At 37.3% G+C, this 17,639-nt stretch carries 16 protein-coding genes; 2 read left to right on the forward strand and 14 right to left on the reverse strand.

The annotated features are described in order from the left end of the window. The first annotated feature begins 114 nt into the window (after positions 1-114). Positions 115-738: a hypothetical protein gene (locus tag I7X29_RS10695; protein ID WP_198474593.1), complete on the forward strand. Its 624-nt coding sequence runs from the start codon at positions 115-117 to the stop codon at positions 736-738. Positions 739-845: 107 nt separating this feature from the next. After that, entirely contained in the window at positions 846-2,228 is a 1,383-nt protein-coding gene (locus tag I7X29_RS10700; protein WP_198474595.1) for a vWA domain-containing protein, read from the forward strand. Between the two features lie 92 nt (positions 2,229-2,320). Here the strand turns inward: I7X29_RS10700 and I7X29_RS10705 are convergent, their stop codons facing one another. The 14 genes from I7X29_RS10705 to I7X29_RS10770 form a co-directional block, all read right to left on the reverse strand. Further along, the gene (locus I7X29_RS10705) at positions 2,321-2,953 is read right to left on the reverse strand and encodes a DUF417 family protein (RefSeq protein ID WP_009413424.1); all 633 of its coding nucleotides are present in this window, start codon (positions 2,951-2,953) and stop codon (positions 2,321-2,323) included. A gap of 85 nt (positions 2,954-3,038) precedes the next feature. Next, positions 3,039-3,863 (reverse strand): helix-turn-helix domain-containing protein, encoded by an 825-nt coding sequence (locus I7X29_RS10710; protein WP_198474597.1) that lies wholly within the window; start codon positions 3,861-3,863, stop codon positions 3,039-3,041. A 22-nt stretch (positions 3,864-3,885) separates the two neighbouring features. After that, positions 3,886-5,076 (reverse strand): phosphoglycerate kinase, encoded by a 1,191-nt coding sequence (locus I7X29_RS10715; protein ID WP_009413426.1) that lies wholly within the window; start codon positions 5,074-5,076, stop codon positions 3,886-3,888. A 72-nt stretch (positions 5,077-5,148) separates the two neighbouring features. Further along, positions 5,149-6,171 carry a DNA-methyltransferase gene (locus I7X29_RS10720; RefSeq protein WP_009413427.1) on the reverse strand — a complete coding sequence of 341 codons (1,023 nt, stop codon included), beginning with the start codon at positions 6,169-6,171 and terminating at the stop codon, positions 5,149-5,151. Continuing rightward, positions 6,161-7,141 carry a DpnII family type II restriction endonuclease gene (locus I7X29_RS10725; protein WP_009413428.1) on the reverse strand — a complete coding sequence of 327 codons (981 nt, stop codon included), beginning with the start codon at positions 7,139-7,141 and terminating at the stop codon, positions 6,161-6,163. The genes I7X29_RS10720 and I7X29_RS10725 overlap by 11 nt, the downstream gene beginning before the upstream one ends. 1 nt (position 7,142) lies before the next feature. Further along, positions 7,143-8,381, reverse strand: coding sequence for a DNA methyltransferase (locus I7X29_RS10730; RefSeq protein WP_009413429.1), 1,239 nt, complete (start codon positions 8,379-8,381; stop codon positions 7,143-7,145). 17 nt (positions 8,382-8,398) lie between these two features. Next, positions 8,399-8,896: a c-type cytochrome gene (locus tag I7X29_RS10735; RefSeq protein WP_198474599.1), complete on the reverse strand. Its 498-nt coding sequence runs from the start codon at positions 8,894-8,896 to the stop codon at positions 8,399-8,401. A gap of 94 nt (positions 8,897-8,990) precedes the next feature. Next, on the reverse strand, positions 8,991-9,977 hold the full coding sequence (gene hemB / locus I7X29_RS10740; RefSeq protein WP_198474600.1) for a porphobilinogen synthase: 987 nt from the start codon (positions 9,975-9,977) through the stop codon (positions 8,991-8,993). A gap of 38 nt (positions 9,978-10,015) precedes the next feature. Beyond that, positions 10,016-10,540, reverse strand: a complete 525-nt coding sequence (locus tag I7X29_RS10745; protein WP_198474602.1) for a YqiA/YcfP family alpha/beta fold hydrolase — start codon at positions 10,538-10,540, stop codon at positions 10,016-10,018. A 77-nt stretch (positions 10,541-10,617) separates the two neighbouring features. Continuing rightward, a complete protein-coding gene (locus I7X29_RS10750) occupies positions 10,618-11,046 on the reverse strand; it encodes a septal ring lytic transglycosylase RlpA family protein (RefSeq protein WP_198466785.1) in 429 nt (142 codons plus the stop codon). 85 nt (positions 11,047-11,131) lie between these two features. Then, the gene (locus I7X29_RS10755) at positions 11,132-12,526 is read right to left on the reverse strand and encodes a PorP/SprF family type IX secretion system membrane protein (RefSeq protein WP_198474605.1); all 1,395 of its coding nucleotides are present in this window, start codon (positions 12,524-12,526) and stop codon (positions 11,132-11,134) included. 9 nt (positions 12,527-12,535) lie between these two features. Further along, on the reverse strand, positions 12,536-15,802 hold the full coding sequence (locus I7X29_RS10760; RefSeq protein WP_198474607.1) for an Ig-like domain-containing protein: 3,267 nt from the start codon (positions 15,800-15,802) through the stop codon (positions 12,536-12,538). A gap of 421 nt (positions 15,803-16,223) precedes the next feature. After that, positions 16,224-16,958 carry a hypothetical protein gene (locus tag I7X29_RS10765; protein WP_198474609.1) on the reverse strand — a complete coding sequence of 245 codons (735 nt, stop codon included), beginning with the start codon at positions 16,956-16,958 and terminating at the stop codon, positions 16,224-16,226. Between the two features lie 19 nt (positions 16,959-16,977). Further along, positions 16,978-17,418, reverse strand: a complete 441-nt coding sequence (locus I7X29_RS10770) for a hypothetical protein (protein ID WP_198474611.1) — start codon at positions 17,416-17,418, stop codon at positions 16,978-16,980. Positions 17,419-17,639 lie beyond the last annotated feature (221 nt).

The following is a 17,639-nucleotide window of genomic DNA, read 5'->3' on the forward strand; positions in this document are numbered from 1 at the left end:
GTGTCATATCCTGAAATAGGTTTACAAGAAATAAGAGGAAAATAAGTCATTTTGTAGAAGTTTTTTGTGTGAAGTGACACCTTAGACAATATTATTTAAAAAAAGGCAAGTGAAATGAGAGGGCTACAGCTTACTAAAATGTATAAGATATTTTTTCTATTTATTTGTATTATAACACTCAGTTGTAATACAAATAGCAACCATACAAGTAATCTAAAAACAATAACATTAGAAAATAACCATCAAACAATAACCAATGAAAATAATGAACAGAAGATAGAAAACGAAGAGTTACTTCTTTTTTTGGATAATCTAAAAAAAGCACTATTTGAAAAACAAATAGATGAAATCGCTAACAATATGATAAATTATCCACTTGAAGATGAAGGTCCTCTTTATGAGATGATATATGGCGATAAAGTTTATGAAGAAGGTTTTACGACAAAAGACAAACCTATTGGAAAAGAAGATTTTATAAAAATCTTTGATAAATTATTCACTAAGAAGTATATTTTGCTTTTCCAAAAGTTGGATACAAAGAATATTATTGAAAATAGGATTTTTAGTTGGTGGAATAAGGAAAAAACTACAAATATTGATTTTTCCTTTTTATCAGAAAATTCTTTCCAAATAGATATTAGTTTTTTAGAAGATGATGTTATAGGAGGGTATACTATTAAGTATATTTTTAAGAAGATAAATGGTAAAATTCTTTTGTATTTAGTTCGAAGTGTGTAATCAAAAAAAATAAAAAAACAAAACTTTTCGGACACTCTCTTAATTATTAAACATTTGGCATTATTTTCGTATGTTTTCTTTTAGAAACACAAAAACTATATTCCAAAATGAAAAACCTATCTTATTTTTTGTTATTGTGCCTTGTCCTACTCGTATGCGCTTGTGGCGACCGAAAAGCTTACAAACCCGCTGATCGCGGAAGTAGCACAGGCGATTATGGAGGTATCACCGAATACCGAAATGAAAGCTCTTCCGGCGATTACCGAGAAGAAAGTAGTGGTGAATTAGCCGAGATAGCCGTAGTTGGCTACGGCGAAAAGAGCACTAAGAGAAAACATTCTAAAACAACAGGCGATGTTATCAGAAATGACGAAAGTACAATGTCAGCTAAAATATCGGTAGCAAGCGATATGACAGCGAAACGCGCTGAACCGAAACACCGTAAACGTCACCCCGAAAGCGACCCTCAACCGCAGTCTGGTTTGGTAACTGCTGGTGAATGGAACGACCTTAATAGTTGGGATTTCTATCAAAAAACGCTCAATAAAAATGAATTTGCTTCTTTCCCCGAATACTGGCAAATGTACACCAATCACCGCATTGCTGTGCTTCTAACCGCTAATAGCAAACCTGTTGTAAACGCCAGCGTTGCGCTCTATCGTAACAATACCCTGCTATGGACAGCTAAAACCGATAACACGGGTAAAGCTGAACTATGGGTGAGTGCCTTCCAAAAAGAAAAAGAGCTTAACACCGAGCATTTGCGCCTAAAAGTCAATAACGAATGGATAAACACTGAAAATCCAATTAGCGAAACGACCCTCAATCGTATTGCCCTTAAAAACAACACAGAAAAAACTTCAAACGAAGTACAAATCGCCTTTATGGTGGATGCTACGGGCTCAATGGGCGACGAGCTGGAGTTCCTAAAAATGGACTTGAAGAACGTAATTAGTAAGGTTGAAGAAGGTAATAAAAACCTAAAAATCAGTACTGGCACCGTATTTTACCGCGACGAAGGTGACGACTATGTAGTCAAACACTCCGATTTTACTAAGGATATCAATAAAACCATTCAATTTATCAACGGACAAAAAGCTGATGGTGGCGGCGACTTCCCCGAAGCCGTGCATACCGCCCTCAATGAGCTCAACAAACTACAATGGAATGCCTCAGCACGCACCCGCATCGCTTTTTTAGTACTCGATGCCCCTCCTCATCACGAAGATAAAGTAATCAAAAGCGTACAAGCCTCTGTAAAAACCGCTGCCGAGAAAGGTATCAAGCTCATCCCCATCGTGGCTAGCGGTATCGATAAACCCACCGAGTTCTTAATGCGCTTTATGGCAATATATACCAATGGTACCTATGTCTTTATCACCGACGACAGCGGTATAGGTAACGCCCATTTAGAGCCCAGCGTAGGCGAATACCAAGTCGAAAAACTCAGCAATCTGATGATTCGTCTTATCAAAAAATATACAGAATAATGTCGTATAAGTTTTAACAAAGTGTAGCAATACCAAAAAAAAGAGGCAACTGAGAAGATTTACAGTTGCCTCTTTTTCTTACTTTTTATTTCTTATTTCTTAGCTGCTAAAATTCGTCTTGCAGCTTCGGAAGCGGCGATCAAACCGCCTGCCGACATTATAATATCTTTCAATACCAAGCGTCCAGCTCCCGATAAGTAAGGGAAACCATAAGCTGGAGTAGGCATATCACCACCTAAATTAGGTACATACACCTCGGGGGTAGTGATGAGGAAAGAAAGTGTAACAATGCTCATACCAAAAGTGAGTAAACCTCCTATCACCCCTATTTTAGGTGACCAAATACCTAAAAGGGTAAGTAAACCTATCAAGCAAATGAAAGCCCCTAAACCATAAGAGAAAGTATAAGTATTGTTCTCTTTATGCCATTCGATATTGGCTTTCACCATCTTACCTTCGGGGTTTTTGTGCAATTTGTATTGTGCTACTTCTTTGCCTTTGTTAGCTTCACCTGTAACACCGTTCTCATCGATTGCGGTTTTACCTGAATTAGCATAGAAAAAACTCATAAACGGACTGTTAGTCACGAAAGGTACAATGCCATCGGCTTCATACTGACATACTTTCAAGCCTCCTATCCACGCCATTACGATGAAGATAGCAACCCTGATAAAATTCACGAAACAACGTTCGCTTCCTGCTAAAAATGATAATAACTTTTGCATAGTAATTTGTATTAAATTTCAGGGTGCAAAATTACGTCTTTTTTAGCAAATACAAATGGATAAAAAAGGTGATTGCATAGACATTTTAGTGTGTTTCGTTGGCAACTATTGAAATACCTACGCTTTCGCGGAAGTGTTTAGGCGAGAGTCCCACGTTTTTTTTGAAAAATCTACTGAAATAGAACTCATCTTCAAAATTCAAATCAAAGGCTATTTCTTTGATAGACTTATGCGTAAGGTGCAGTTGTTTTTTAGCTTCTAACACCAATCGGTCTTGGAGGAGTTTAGAAGGTGTTTTCCCGATGAGTTTTTTGAGTTTTTTGCTAAAAGCATCGGGGGTGAGAGAAAGCGCCTCGGCATAGAAAGAGAGATTGCGCTCACTAAGGAAGTGTTTTTCTAAAAGTTCTTGGAAGTCGGTTGCTAAAGTATGGTCGGTTTGTGGAGGAGTATCAGTGAGTAATAGGCTTTTTTCCTTGCTAGAAAGTGCCAAAATAAGCTGAAGATAAGACCGCAGTACGGCTTCCGAAAAAGGATTGTTCTCTATAAGTTCAGCAGTTATATTTCTAAATAGATTTTTAACTTCTACAAAAGTAGTTTCTGCCACACTGATATGAGGTTGCAAAAACAGGGCATTGAAGAGGAAACCATTGCAAGCAACTTCTTTTTTGTGGTATTCTATACAATAGAAATCACCGTGAAATTGCAAGAGTTCGGCGGTTGTAATGCTTGCTTCTTGCCACTGAAAGTGCTGAAAAGGAGAGAGAAAAAGCAAGGTGTAACCCTTATAAGTATAGGGAGTAGCATCTACTGTAAAAGAACCTGTACCTTCAAACATAAATATACAATAATTCTCCACACTTGTGGGTGTGGAGAATTGTTGCAAATTGATATGTTCAACAAATAAGGTCATTTTTCACCTAATTGTTTATCGTCTATTCATTGATAGCAGCGATACCAGGGAGTACCAATCCTTCGAGGCTTTCGAGCATAGCACCACCGCCGGTAGAAACATAGCTCACTTTGTTTTCAAAGCCAAATTGCTTAACAGCAGCTACCGAGTCGCCACCTCCTACGAGTGAGAAAGCACCTTTTTTAGTAGCTTCGGCAACATAATCACCTACAGCGATAGTACCTTTGGCGAAGTTAGGCATTTCAAACACCCCTATAGGGCCATTCCACAAGATAGTTTTAGAAGCGAGCAATACCGATTTAATATTTTCGAGTGTTTTAGGGCCTGCATCGAGACCTTCCCAACCATCGGGAACAGCATTTACGGGTACTATTTGGGTTTTAGCGTTATTGTCGAAAGCGTCGGCAGCTACCACATCGATAGGCAAGTGAACTTCTACGCCTTTAGCTTTAGCTTTAGCAAGGATATCAAGAGCGAGGTCGAGTTTATCGTCTTCACAGATAGAGTTTCCCACTTTACCGCCTTGTGCTTTGATAAAAGTATATGCCATACCTCCACCGATGATAAGGTGGTTTACTTTTCCTAAAATATTTTCGATGATAGTGATTTTAGAGGAAACTTTAGAACCACCGAGGATAGCTGTTACAGGTTTTTCACCTGATCTCATCACTTTGTCGATACTTTCAATTTCTTTAGCGAGGAGGTAACCAAAGCATTTGTTGTTAGGGAAGAATTTAGCTACAATAGTAGTAGAAGCGTGGGCGCGGTGAGCGGTACCAAAAGCGTCGTTCACGTAGATATCGCCGAGTTTAGCCAATTGTTTAGAGAAGTTTTCGTCGCCTTTTTCTTCTTCGTTGTGGAATCGCAAGTTTTCAAGGAGCACTACACTACCCGCAGGAGCTGCAGCTACAGCTTTTTCGGCTACTTCGCCTACGCAATCGTTTACAAAGATTACTTTTTTGCCTAATACTTTTTCTACTTCACTAACGATATGGCGGAGAGAATACTTATCGTTGCGTTCACCTTTTGGGCGACCTAAGTGACTCATCAAAACAGCGGTTCCACCGTCCTTAAGGATTTTCTCGATAGTAGGTTTAGCTGCCTCAATACGAGTGTTATCGGTTACTTTAAAATTTTCGTCTAATGGTACATTGAAGTCCACACGAATCAAGGCTTTCTTGCCTGCAAAGTTAAAATTGTCTATGGTTTTCATATATTGTATATATAAATAATATTTTCAAGCTACAAAGGTACGGATTAATTAGCGAATTTGCAAATTTATAAATTAGTTTGAGACAGCATTTAGTTTAGCCTCCAACTCTTTAGAGTGTCCTATTTCCTTGAAAAAAGTTTTAGTTTCTACTATTTTTTCAAGAGGATATACTTTTTCTTGAGGTATAACAATATTGCGTTTTAATGTTGTTTTTTGGAAGTCAACACTTCGAGCAGGTTCAGGAATATTAAAATAAGGTTCTAAACTAACCCAATCTCTATTTCTGATAGTTACCACATCGTTTAGATAAAAACTTACCCAACTATCTCCTATTTTAAAATCAGATTTTGTAAAAGCTATTTTTTTTTGAGATATTTCAGCATAGTTTTCATCTAACTCAAATCCTATATATTGCCTTCCTAGTCGTTTAGCTGCGATAGCAGTAGTACCTGTACCTGAGAAGGGGTCTAAAACAATATCATTTTCATCTGTAGTTAACAAAATAAGTCTATCTAGTAGATGTAAAGGTAATTGACAAGGATGTGGGTCTCTTTTAGAATTGTGTTTTACCCGATGTATATCAGTCCAAACATCAGACACTAAAGGACCAAAAGGATGTAATCCATCCTTTTTTCCCCCATAATCTTTCCATAAAAAACCTTGTTTACGGTCTCGTTTATGAGGATAACGTAATTCATATATTTTAGCACCTTTAGCTTCTTTAGTATAAAAAAGTATACCATAATGAGCAGGTTGTAATGATTTCCCCATAGGGGCAGTAGGAGCATCCCAAGCTATCCAATGTTTAAAATGAGCAAATTTATTCAAGTAAGTAGCATAAAAAGTAAGCCATTTAGGGATGTTATGCAAAAATATAGATCCTGTAGGTTTGGTAACACGAACCATTTCAGCAATCCATTGTTCACACCAATCTAAATATTCTTGAAAAGCAAGATTATCTTTATAGCTTGTATATTTTTTCTGTAAATTAAAAGGAGGGTCGGCAAAAGTCATATCCACTGAATTATCAGGGATATTTTTAAATAACTCTAAACAATCTCCTTGGAGTATTCTATTTAAGTAATTATTTATCATTTTTAAAAGTCTCAATTAAAAGTTTTTCAAAGCGTCTTAATTCATCAGTATGAAAAGTAAACACATCTTCATAAGCCGTTACCATTCTTTTCAAATCACCTTTACGCACATACCAACCTATGCCATCAACAAAACCTACAAATTTTGCATTAGGATAATGTGATTTTATAAGGACATCAATAGATATTTCAGTTTTTGATTTGTCCCCTTGGCCTGATGAAGTAGTAGCTAAAAAAGAACTTTCTACAATTACTAAAGGATGTTGTTTGTTAGGAATAATAAAATCCATTGTACGTTTGTTATTAGGAGCATTACTAATCAATTCAGTTAGATCGCCTGTTTGGTATGTAAGTCCTAATCTATCTAATAATTCAGCTATTACAGTTTCGGGATTATTACCTTTCATACCTGAATAGCTTCCTTTTTCTTTATAACGCACTAAAGAATCTATAAGCTCAGGAATTTCAAATTTCAGTTTTGATATACTGAGTTTTTTCAGTTCAAAAAGAGGGATTGTATTTGTGAGAAAAGGTATTGAAGCTCCTTCAAAGAAAATATTCACCAAACCTTTGCGAAAAAACTCATCGTTTTGTATTCTTTTTTGAATAGTGTTATCTGACCATTCTTGTATGTTATTAGGATTTTTTTCATTATACCATTTATCTTTGAATACAATTTTATTGAGTTCAGCATCATCTACAATACGAATAATGGTGGTAAGGCGTTTAAGATATTCGTTTGAAAATCCTGTGAGAGCTAACAAAGCTTTCAATCCATTTTCTTTTTCGGCTAAAAGCCATTCAAAAATTTCTTTCTTAAGACCTTCTGTTTCTACTTTATTTTTAACAATCAAAAGGGTTTCTTTTACTGAATTGATATACCCTTCATAACCCTCTTCGAACTTTGTATTAAAAAAATAGAAAGTATTTTTATCAATAACTGTTAGAAATTTATCATCTACACTCCTCATATTATTTCTTTTTAAATATTAGTATATACTCCTCTTTCATTGTATTTCTCATTCCTTTGATAGGCTTTAGAATGTTTTTTATCAAAGAGAGTTTATATTTTTTAGCTGATTCAATAATAGTCTGTTCTAAACGTATTCCTCCTGTTTGATTAGTGTTTGAGCCTATTATCATTACAAAATATTTATCTTTTTTTAAGACTCTTGATATTTCAGCGCAAACTCTATCCATATCTATGAAATAATTATTTAAGCGTTCTGTTTTATTTTTACCTTTTAAACCTATTAATCTTGTTTTTAGTTCCTTTGTATTGTATCCTAAAAACTCCAATTGATCTTTATCATTTTCAATATAATCTATTGCGAATGAATAAGGAGGTGAAGTTATCACACAATCTACACTTTCATCAGGGATATTTATTTTCAAAGCTTCTGAATCTGATAGAATCTGTAACTCACCAAGTAATTCAGTACTAAAATGAGGATTTCTAAGAAGTGTTTTTACAGTTTCAGTGTAGCGTGGTAGTACTTTAGCAAAAAGTTGTTCGTGATTACTTCTAATTACGCGTTTTGAATATCCTAAGGCATCAAGCCAAGCTAAAAAAGCAAGATTGTAAATTTTTTGCTTCTCTAAATCTTTTACTTTAGCTATCCGTCTCAAAACATTTCCTTGTTTAAAAAAGTCAAAAAGCTTTTGATTATCAAGTGTAATATGTTCAAGTAATGATAAATCAATGGTCAGAGATTCATATTTTACCTTTATCATAAACTGACAAAAAGGGCTAATATCACAGGCTTTAGAATTGATACCTAAAAGTGCAGCTTCTATATTAGCTGTCCCACTTCCAGCCATTGGGTCTAAAAGTAAATCACCTCTCTTTACTTCTAAAATATTGAGCAATCCTTTTATTAACTGAGGATGGAATTTTCCTCTATAAGGAAACAATCCGTGAGTAGCATAACCTGTTGAAAATTGACCTTCTTCAAAATATGCTTGTACAGCTGTTGAGCGGTTTTTATTTACCTTATCATTATAATCTGAATACAAAAGAAAATGGTTAGTATATTGATTATCAATCGACTTTATAAAAGCTGAACGCTCTAAAAGTTCTTTTTTTGTTAAAAGGTTATATTCTAACCACATCATTTCCAATTCAAATAATTCATCTACATTAGGTAATAAAGTAATATTATCTCCTAAAACGACAGAGATAAAAGGTCTTATATCACAAACTGATTTCATTACCAAGCTACTAATATTTACTTTATTGTTCTCAAATACTCAAGTACTTCTCGGGCTTGTTGCTGGGTGAGATTTTGGTTGAGCATTAGGCTTTGGTACTCTTCTACTAATTTTTTAGCGATAGGGTCTTGTTTTTCCATTGCATCGGGGTAGAGAATCATATTCATCAGCCACTCAGGGGTACGGCGTTCCATTACGCCAATCATTGCGGGGCCTATTAAGCGTTTTTTAGGGCGGTGGCAGGCAATACAAAGATTATTGAAAGTTACTTCACCTTTGGCAGCCATTGTCGCATCGGGGGTATCGGCTAAAGGCGGATTGAGGGTGATAGGTTTTACCCCTTTTTGGTTTTGCCAATCGGGGAAATCGGGTTCAGGAGTGGCTGTAGTGGTTGCCTGAGGGGTAGTAGTTTCGGGGGTGGTGGTATCGTTGCTATTATTATTGTTGTTGTTAGTGCCGCCACCACAAGCGGTTAGGAGTGTAAAAGTTGTGAATATTAAAAAGTGTTTTTTCATAGAAAATCTTTTGTTTAGGCGTTTGCAATATAATAGACTTTGTCAAAGTCCAAGGACTTTGACAAAGTGTAGTGACACGAAGACAATTTTATTTTTATAAGAGTTTTACGACTTCTTTGGCGAAATAGCTTGCGATAAGGTCGGCACCAGCGCGTTTGATGCTCACGATTTGTTCCATCATCACGGCATCGTGGTCGAGCCAACCATTGGCAGCAGCGGCTTTGAGCATTGCGTATTCACCTGATACTTGGTATACAGCTACGGGTACTTCGCTCATATTCTTCACCTCGCGCACGATATCTAAATAGCAAAGTCCTGGTTTTACCATTACAATATCAGCGCCTTCTTCTATATCCATACGGGTTTCGCGTAAGGCTTCGAGGCGGTTGTGATAGTCCATTTGATAAGTTTTCTTATCTTTAGGGATATCCTGCTGATCTACAGGAGCACTGTCGAGGGCATCACGGAAAGGGCCGTAAAAAGCTGAGGCGTATTTGGCGCTGTACGACATTATTCCTACGTGTTCAAAACTATTATCCTCAAGGGATTCGCGCAATGCGACAATGCGGCCGTCCATCATATCGCTGGGGGCTATGAAATCGGCACCAGCCTCGGCGTGTGAGAGAGCCATACGACAAAGGGCATTCACGGTAGCATCGTTTACAATCTTGCCATTTTCTACAATGCCATCGTGCCCATAGATAGAATAAGGGTCGAGGGCTACATCGGTCATTACAAGCATATTAGGAGTTGCTTCTTTCACGGTTTTGATAGCGCGTTGCATCAAACCGTTAGGGTTGGCAGCTTCAGTGCCTTTGTTGTCTTTGAGGTTATCGGGGACTTTTACAAATAGTAAAACTGATTTGAGACCTAAGCTCCAAAGTTCTTTTACTTCTTTTGCCAAGAGGTCGAGGCTATAGCGATAATAACCTGGCATAGAGGCAATTTCTTCTTTTACACCTGTACCTTCGACTACAAAGAGGGGTACGAGGAAATCATCGGGGGTAACGATAGTTTCTTTTACTAAACTACGTATTGTATCGCTTACGCGCAAACGGCGGTTTCTTCTGAGTGGGAACATATTTAATCAATTAACAATTTACAATTAACAATTTACAATTAACAATTTACAATTAACAATTTACAATTAACAATTAACAATTTACAATTAACAAAAAAGTGTTTTACTTCATTCTCGAAAATTTCTATGGGGTAAGAATGTTCCATAGTGTTGAGCAGATGGATGGTAACATTTGGCAGGCTACGCATATCGTCACGGAGTACGGCAAGCGATTCCCAAGGGGCAATCACGGTATCCTGCAAGCCTATAACTACCTGCATATAAGCGGTATAATTAGAGTTAGGCTGGGTGTTGAAAGGTAATTCGTGACGGTGAGTAAGCGCAGGGTTGAACAACAAGCAAGGTTTGCCTAATTTTTGAGCGAGGTAATAAACTACGAGTCCGCCCAAACTTGACCCGATGAGTACATCGGCAGAGGAGTATTGGGTTTGCAGTTCATCAAAGAGGTTAGGAGCGTTGCGATAGTTGATGGTAGGGGCGAAGATTTCACCATAAGGGGAAAGCACAGCACGCCTATCATCTTGTAAAAAGCTATCAAGCCCGTGTAAATAAAGTATTTTCATAATGGGGGCAAAGGTAGTATATAATTAGCAAATTAGCAAATTAGAGAATTAGCAAATTGGCAATTGGCTTATTGTTTTTATTTTAGGATTTCTATATCTACTTGAATCAATCCTTTGTTTTTGTTATCGGTGATTTCCATAAAGGCGCGTTTGGTGAGGTCGAGCTCGCGACCTTTGGTAAAGGGGCCTCTATCGGTAACGGTCACGACTACAGATTTGCCATTTGCGCGATTGGTAACCTTTAGTTGGGTGCCAAAAGGCAAAGAGGGGTGTGCTGTAGTGAGCTTACTATTACTAAATACGGCACCGCTGGCTGTTTTTTTGCCGTTGAATTTGTCGTGGTAATAGGTTGCAGTGACGTCGGTTTTATAAACGCCTGTTTTTATATTGGTTGTTGCTTTAGGGGTAGTTTTTTTTGCGTGTGAACGTGTTGTGCGTTGGTGATCGATAGTAGCACAGGACTGTAAAGCTAAAAGTGCTATCAAGCAAAGAATTAATTTTTTCATCTTGTTTTCTTTTTAAAAAATAAAAGACTGTTCAAAAAAGAGTTATTTTGTAGTTACTATTTTGAACAGTCTTTATAAAAATACTTTATTGGTTACCTACTTTTAGTATCCACGCTTTGGAGTTTTTAAACTCTGGGCGGCGGAGTATGTTGATAAGGCGTTCGCCTGCTTCACCTCGTGTTTCGTAAGGTTTATCGGCATAGATGTAGGTTAAATTGTTATTAGGGTGCATAAAGGTAGCTACCTCTACTTCTAACTTTTGTCTGATTTCATTAGTCATTCTGTAAGCACCCCCTGGGCTATTGTACACGCCAAGGATTACATAGTATCCTGGTGGAATAGGGATATCATCTTCCACTACTTTAATACGTTCATCTAATTTTTCCATAAGAGTTTTAGGCTTAGGAGGAGGTGGCGTAGTAGGTGTTTGGGTAACTGTAACGGTAGGTGTTACCACCTTAGGTTCAGGTGGTTTTACTACTGGTGGAGTTTTTACAACTGGTGGTTGTTTTGGTTTTTTGATATGATGTTTACCACCGAATTGATAAGAGAGTAACACATCGTAACTACCACCTTGTTCGGCTACATAGTTGGCTATACTCTGTTCGTAACCAAAGCCAATGCTAAAATGGTTGCTTACATTGAAGCCTATTCCTCCAAAAACGCCGTATTTTTGGTCATAACCAGCATACGCCCAGCCTATATTTACATCGAGCATTAGATGGCCGCCAAATTGGAAGTTATCTTTTGTTTTTTTGCCTTTAGCCATTACGCTGAAAAATCCATCTTCTAAAAAGTCGCTTCTGCTTTGTAGTTCTTTGCGGTACATCACGTGAGCGGTGAGCGATTTTTCGTTGAAAGGCACAGCCATTTCACCTGCTGAGAAAGAATAGTCTAAGAGGTTTTCGGCGGTAAGCCCGACGTGCCAATAGCCAAAGTTTACATCTACCCCAGGTTGGAGGTTGATGATACTAGTAGGTTTGGCATTTTCAACTAAGGGGTCTTGTACGTTTGAACGCACTTTGCTTTTATCGATACTGCTGCGAGCGAAGACCACATTCAAGCCCAAGCGCAAATAGTTATCTCTTGAGATTTCAACTTGGTGTACGTAGTTTCCTAAGATACCTACATTGGAGAAGAAGCTCACATTGCGCTGGAAGACCATTCCGTGAGCCATATTATTTCCGTCGTAATAATCTTTTTTTCGACCTGCATCACCGCCCCATTTTTTGCCATAAGAAAGACCAAAGGTATTGAATTTATCGTCCTTAAAGCCCATCCATTGGTTGCGATGGAAGAAGGTGATTTGGGATTCGTTTTTGCTAAAGATAGGAAATGCGGGGTTCATTAGATAAGTGTTGTACTTTACGGCTGTATGTCCAGGCATTTCATAGGGCAAATAATTACCATCGCCTTGAGCCCAACTGTAGTAGGCAGCAAGCACAAACGCTATAATGAGTATATGTAATCTACTTTTCATTGTTCGTTTTTATTTTAGTATGGTAATTGTACCTTTCAAATCTACGCTTTTTGTTTGACCATTTTCGGTATATTCACCTTTTATAGTGTAGATATAGATAAGAGCACGTTTGCCAAGGTCTTTAAAAGCATTAGAATTAGCTGAAGGCCACTGATTTTTGTAATTAGTGCCGGAATATTCTTCTTTACCTTCGACTGTATAGATGGTTACTTTCACATTGGGGCTAGTATATTTAGCTGGGATTTCCCAAGTATCGTTGAAATGGTCGCCATTAGGGGTTACAATGTTCGGTACTTTATCTACTTTATAAATATCCAATTGGAAACTTATGGCATTTTCGCCTATAGCGGGGCAAGATATTTCTTTTAGAGTGTAGTTACCTGCCATATCTTCGGAAGTGATATCAAGTGATGTGCCATATTTTTCGGTACCATCATCTTTCACCCATACGAAGTTACCTCCAGCGATTTCTATTTCGTTGTTAGTATTTGTTTTTTTAAGTACTACAATATGTTCGCCTACTTGAGCACTTATTTTTATTTTAGGGGAATTGTTTTGTCCTATTTTAGAAATTGTACTATTGTTATCGCTTCCTTTAAAGCCGAGTTCAAAGAGGCCTAAGCGGTAGTTTTCTACTTTTATATGAGCGCGTTTAGGGCAACCACCATTGTTAATTTCTAAATAGTACTCTCCTATAGCATCTACGCTTGCGGTAGGGGCTTCACTGCCCAGCGGTGTGTCGTTTGTATAGTTGGCACTGGTTACTTTGTACCATTTGTAGGAAAAGCTATCGGCGAGGGTAGCATTGGGGTCGAAACTATCGGCGGCGACGGTTAGGGTAACCGAACCACCTTGACAAAGATAAACAGTTCCTTTGGCGCCATCGGCTGATGAAATCTCGAAATCGGGGATGGGTGTAAAGGCGATAGCGCGCTCAGCAGAGGTTTTGATGATGCTGGTGTTGTAAGTAACCTTTACAGCATATTTAGCTGACTCGGAATTACCAGCGCGCAATACTATCAATTGGTGACGTGTTTCGCCTAAGATATCGTTACCATCTTTCGACCATTGGAAATTGAAATAACGATAGTCGGCGCGTTTCACTTCCACTTCTTGTCCGCTACTACTCAGTTTTACTTTTATTTTTTGTACTTCGAGGGTAGTTTGAGAGCGGGTTTCGCAATCGGTAGAGGAGATAGCGAGTGTACCCACTTTCACTTCGGTGATATCGGCAATGGTTTCGAAATAGATAGGATCGAGGGTTTTTACAGTGCCGCAATTGCCGTTATCGGTGAGTTTTACGGTATAGATATCCACTGAAGTAGGAGCCGATGAGATGGTGAGTTGGGTACCTGTTTCGCCAGAAAGTACTGTACCATTTTTGCTCCATTCGATAGTAGGAGAAGTCATATTATGAGAGACTTGCAAGACATTTGTTTTGCCGTGATAATAAATTTCACGGGTGTTGATATCATCTGCCCAACGGGCTGTGATAGTAGTTTTCTTTACCACTACGGAGTTAGAGGTAGCTGGGCATCCGCCAGAGCTTGCTCCTATAGTAGCATAGTATACGCCAGAGCCCTCGGCAGCATATTCGGTTTTGCCTACTCCTTCGGCGACCTTCACATTGTCCTTAAACCAAGTGTAGGTAGCTGAAGCAGAAGCACCCGTAGTAATGGTGAGTGTTGCGACGCCATCGCAGAATTCCAATGAGTTGTTGCCACCGTTAATTTTTAGGGCATTGGCATCTTGTAGCCGGATGTCTAATTCGTTAGAATCGGGGATAGAGAAGCCTGTAGCAGTAACTTTCAGTTTGTATTTACCGTTTTCTAAGGCGCTATTCAAAGGCAGTTCGCTTTGAGTTTTTCCTGCTAAATCTTGATAAGTACCTGAGAGATTGGCTTGCCACTGGAAGGAGAAAGTGGTATAATCGGAAGGGTCGACAGTGAGTTCGGTACCCCCAGCAACGGCAGTAATTTTATCGATTGCCAAAGTAACGGCGTTGGTAGTACAAGGTTGAAAAGCGTTTTTGGTTTTGATTGACACTTTAAAGCTATCGGGGGCTTTAAGAGTAATCTCGTTAGTAGTAACAGTAGCGGCACAGCCAGCGGTTTGCACTACTTGGGCTTTATAGGTGCCCGCAGTATTAGCAGTATAGGTAGCTGCTGTTTCACCTGTAATTTCTGCACCATCTTTGAACCATTTGTACTGAGGACTTTGGGCGGTGGTGCTCACAGTAAAAACACGGTTTTTACCTGGCATTAGCACAGTGCCTCCCGTGGTACTGATAGATGCAGTGATATTATCTTTTCGCTTGATCGTTACTCGGTTAGATTGTACATCACAACTACCGCCACTCCCTACTTGTACGTAGTAGTTACCAGCGAGGTTTTGCCCAACGGGAACAGTATAGGTATTCACTCCTTGGGTTTCAGTTAGTTTGGTATTATCACGATACCAAATAAACTTAGCGGAAGGATTGGCGGGAGTAGCTGTAAGGGTAAAGGATTCGCTTTCGCATATTTCGGAAGCTGAGGAAGTGAGTGTAACGGATTGGCTTCCAGAGACCCTAACTTCTACATTTTGAGAATTAGTATTATTAGGACAATCTGTTTTATAATCTATAGCTGCATAATAATCTCCTGCTTCAGAGACTGTAAAGGTAGGGCCTGCATCTCTTTGAAGAGGAACACGATTAGAACCTACCATTTTACCCCATACATAACGATAATTGGACACTGGTTGTCCATTAGGAAGAGCTATCACTTTTAATTCTTGAGTATGACCAGGGCAAAGTGTTACATTTTGAGGGCTAATTGTTACTCCTCTAGCAAGCATATAAATAGCCTCAAAACTCTCTGATCCTGCTACTCCGTCCTTATTGATAGCAATTACCTCAGAAACGGGATTTGTACTTCTTACACGTATTCTATATCTTTTACCAAAAGTATTCTCAGGAAAAGAAAATTTATTGCTATCTGATTCAAAATTTGTTTGATTTTGTCCTTTTGGGATTACTGTCTTTAGAAGAGTAGGGTTATCAAAACTACCATTAGGATCTGACAATTCAATATAAAAAACATTGTTTGCATTAAACCAAGCCCCCTCCCAATAAAAAAATACTTTCCAATTATTATAAGAAGAATTAATGCAAGCATTCCCAAATTGTCTTCTTGCTACTCTTAGACGACCTTGTGTTTGAGCATAGAATTCTTGCGCTCCAGAGAAGAGAAAGAAAAACAACACAAGGTATTTAAAAAAACTTTTTACTTTCATTTCATTTAAAAATTAAAAAACATTGCTATAAGAAATGTGCTTACAAAACACTATACACCGCGCAAAAGTACAAAAAAGAAAAATGCTACACAAATATAAGCGTAAAATTTTTTTATTATTTTATAAAAGGACATTAAAAATAGAAAATCTTCAAGATTAATTATTATAAAGAAAAAGTATAGCTTTGATAAGAAAAAGAAATCTAATAATTAAAAAAATATATTTTAACCCAAGTTATTATGATAAGCTTCTCTCACAAATCTTATAAATTTAAAACTCTCATTGATAGATTTCACAAAATATACTGCTAAATGAAATCGTAAATTAAATTGATATTATTTTACACATTCAAGCACAAAAAAGACCTTGACAAAGCCTCAGCTTTATCAAAGTCTTTTCTATTTTAACTTTAGAGGGCTCTCTAAAAATTTAGAAAGATACTTTCCTGTGCTTCTGGAGTATTAAAAATATCTTTTAATATAGCCATATACTCATTGTATGACTGATCATTAGGAAATAACAGAAAAGCTTCTAAGTCCTCAATTCTATAAAAAGCAATAGCTCTATGTTCAGGCATAGGTTTAATAATTAAGTGTCGTAAATCTATGTAATTACTAATCCTTCTACCTCCAATACGAATAAAATCATAGCCTGGATATTGATTATAAAGGTTAAAAGGCTCCATAGCGAACTCTCCATCATCAAGATATCTATGTTTGTAATAAATTTCAAAACGATATTTTCCTTCAAAAGCTTTTTCATATTGAGCATTCAACTGATCCATTGTTTTTCCCGAGTTATAATAGCTAAAAGGAATAGTAAGAGAGATTTTTTTCAATCTTTCCTTAGCTTTTTCACTTGGAAAAGTCTTAGGAATAAATGAAGGAAGAGCAGAATCTCCTCCTACAAAACGTAATTTAAAAACGTTCCCACAATAAATAAGAGGTAATGGTTCTACTGGCAAATCATAAAAATGATACTTTTCAAAATTGTCAGCATAAATATTCCTAAGTAAATTCAGATATTCTTTATAAGCCTCTTTAGTAGCAAACTTATAAAATTTTTCCGCCACAAGTCGAAATTCCCCTCCTTTATAAATATTCACAGCTTCGCCATCAAACTCATAAAACGCAACAATATTCTCTTTTTCATACAAACCAAAAACATTATTAGGATTAAGAGGAGCTACTGAAGGATGATTTCCAGGACAAATAGTTTTGATTTCGTAAGGTATTTGTACTTCTTTTTTTTTGGTCTTCTTTATTTACAAAAGGATCTCCATACATAGAATGAGTAATTTCAAAACCATCACTATTCACTATATTAAATTTCTCAAAAAAGATATTTAATTGTTTGTTGTGAGCTCCTAATACAGTAGGATCATTGGAAATAGCACATCCCAATTCATCATAGTAAAAGGAGTAATTTGCAGGAATAAACTTAGGAACATTGAATTTTTTAAAATCTCTAGGATAACCCAACATTATCTGGTTAGGTTTGATAGTAGTTGTTGGGGTAGTAGTTCCACCATTATTACAATTACAATTTTCTTTCTCTTTGCTACAACTTGCAAGAGAGAGGATGATAATCATCAAAATAGTCAAAATCTTTCTCATTATTTCTTTTTTTAGTTTATGGAGCAAAAGTACAAAAAAGAAAAATACTACACAAATATAAGCGTAAAATTTTTTTATGATTTTCACGGGCGATTGGTGGGAATGATGGGAGAATCTCGGAGAGTCTCGGAGGGAATCGGAGGGGGTGTGCGAGGGTAGGGATAGGTAGGGATAGGTAGGTATAAAATAAAAAAGAGCAACTCTATATCAGAATTGCTCTC

Source organism: Capnocytophaga periodontitidis, assembly GCF_016126015.1.
Lineage (GTDB): Bacteria > Bacteroidota > Bacteroidia > Flavobacteriales > Flavobacteriaceae > Capnocytophaga > Capnocytophaga periodontitidis.

Excerpts from the sequence above, each read along its gene's own strand:
- I7X29_RS10750 (WP_198466785.1), bottom strand. The coding sequence starts at position 11,046 with ATGAAAAAATTAATTCTTTGCTTGATAGCACTTTTAGCTTTACAGTCC.
- I7X29_RS10755 (WP_198474605.1), bottom strand. The coding sequence starts at position 12,526 with ATGAAAAGTAGATTACATATACTCATTATAGCGTTTGTGCTTGCTGCC.
- I7X29_RS10710 (WP_198474597.1), bottom strand. The coding sequence starts at position 3,863 with ATGACCTTATTTGTTGAACATATCAATTTGCAACAATTCTCCACACCC.
- hemB (WP_198474600.1), bottom strand. The coding sequence starts at position 9,977 with ATGTTCCCACTCAGAAGAAACCGCCGTTTGCGCGTAAGCGATACAATA.
- I7X29_RS10770 (WP_198474611.1), bottom strand. The coding sequence starts at position 17,418 with ATGAGAAAGATTTTGACTATTTTGATGATTATCATCCTCTCTCTTGCA.
- I7X29_RS10700 (WP_198474595.1), top strand. The coding sequence starts at position 846 with ATGAAAAACCTATCTTATTTTTTGTTATTGTGCCTTGTCCTACTCGTA.
- I7X29_RS10745 (WP_198474602.1), bottom strand. The coding sequence starts at position 10,540 with ATGAAAATACTTTATTTACACGGGCTTGATAGCTTTTTACAAGATGAT.
- I7X29_RS10735 (WP_198474599.1), bottom strand. The coding sequence starts at position 8,896 with ATGAAAAAACACTTTTTAATATTCACAACTTTTACACTCCTAACCGCT.
- I7X29_RS10715 (WP_009413426.1), bottom strand. The coding sequence starts at position 5,076 with ATGAAAACCATAGACAATTTTAACTTTGCAGGCAAGAAAGCCTTGATT.
- I7X29_RS10695 (WP_198474593.1), top strand. The coding sequence starts at position 115 with ATGAGAGGGCTACAGCTTACTAAAATGTATAAGATATTTTTTCTATTT.
- I7X29_RS10725 (WP_009413428.1), bottom strand. The coding sequence starts at position 7,141 with ATGAGGAGTGTAGATGATAAATTTCTAACAGTTATTGATAAAAATACT.
- I7X29_RS10760 (WP_198474607.1), bottom strand. The coding sequence starts at position 15,802 with ATGAAAGTAAAAAGTTTTTTTAAATACCTTGTGTTGTTTTTCTTTCTC.
- I7X29_RS10705 (WP_009413424.1), bottom strand. The coding sequence starts at position 2,953 with ATGCAAAAGTTATTATCATTTTTAGCAGGAAGCGAACGTTGTTTCGTG.
- I7X29_RS10730 (WP_009413429.1), bottom strand. The coding sequence starts at position 8,381 with ATGAAATCAGTTTGTGATATAAGACCTTTTATCTCTGTCGTTTTAGGA.
- I7X29_RS10720 (WP_009413427.1), bottom strand. The coding sequence starts at position 6,171 with ATGATAAATAATTACTTAAATAGAATACTCCAAGGAGATTGTTTAGAG.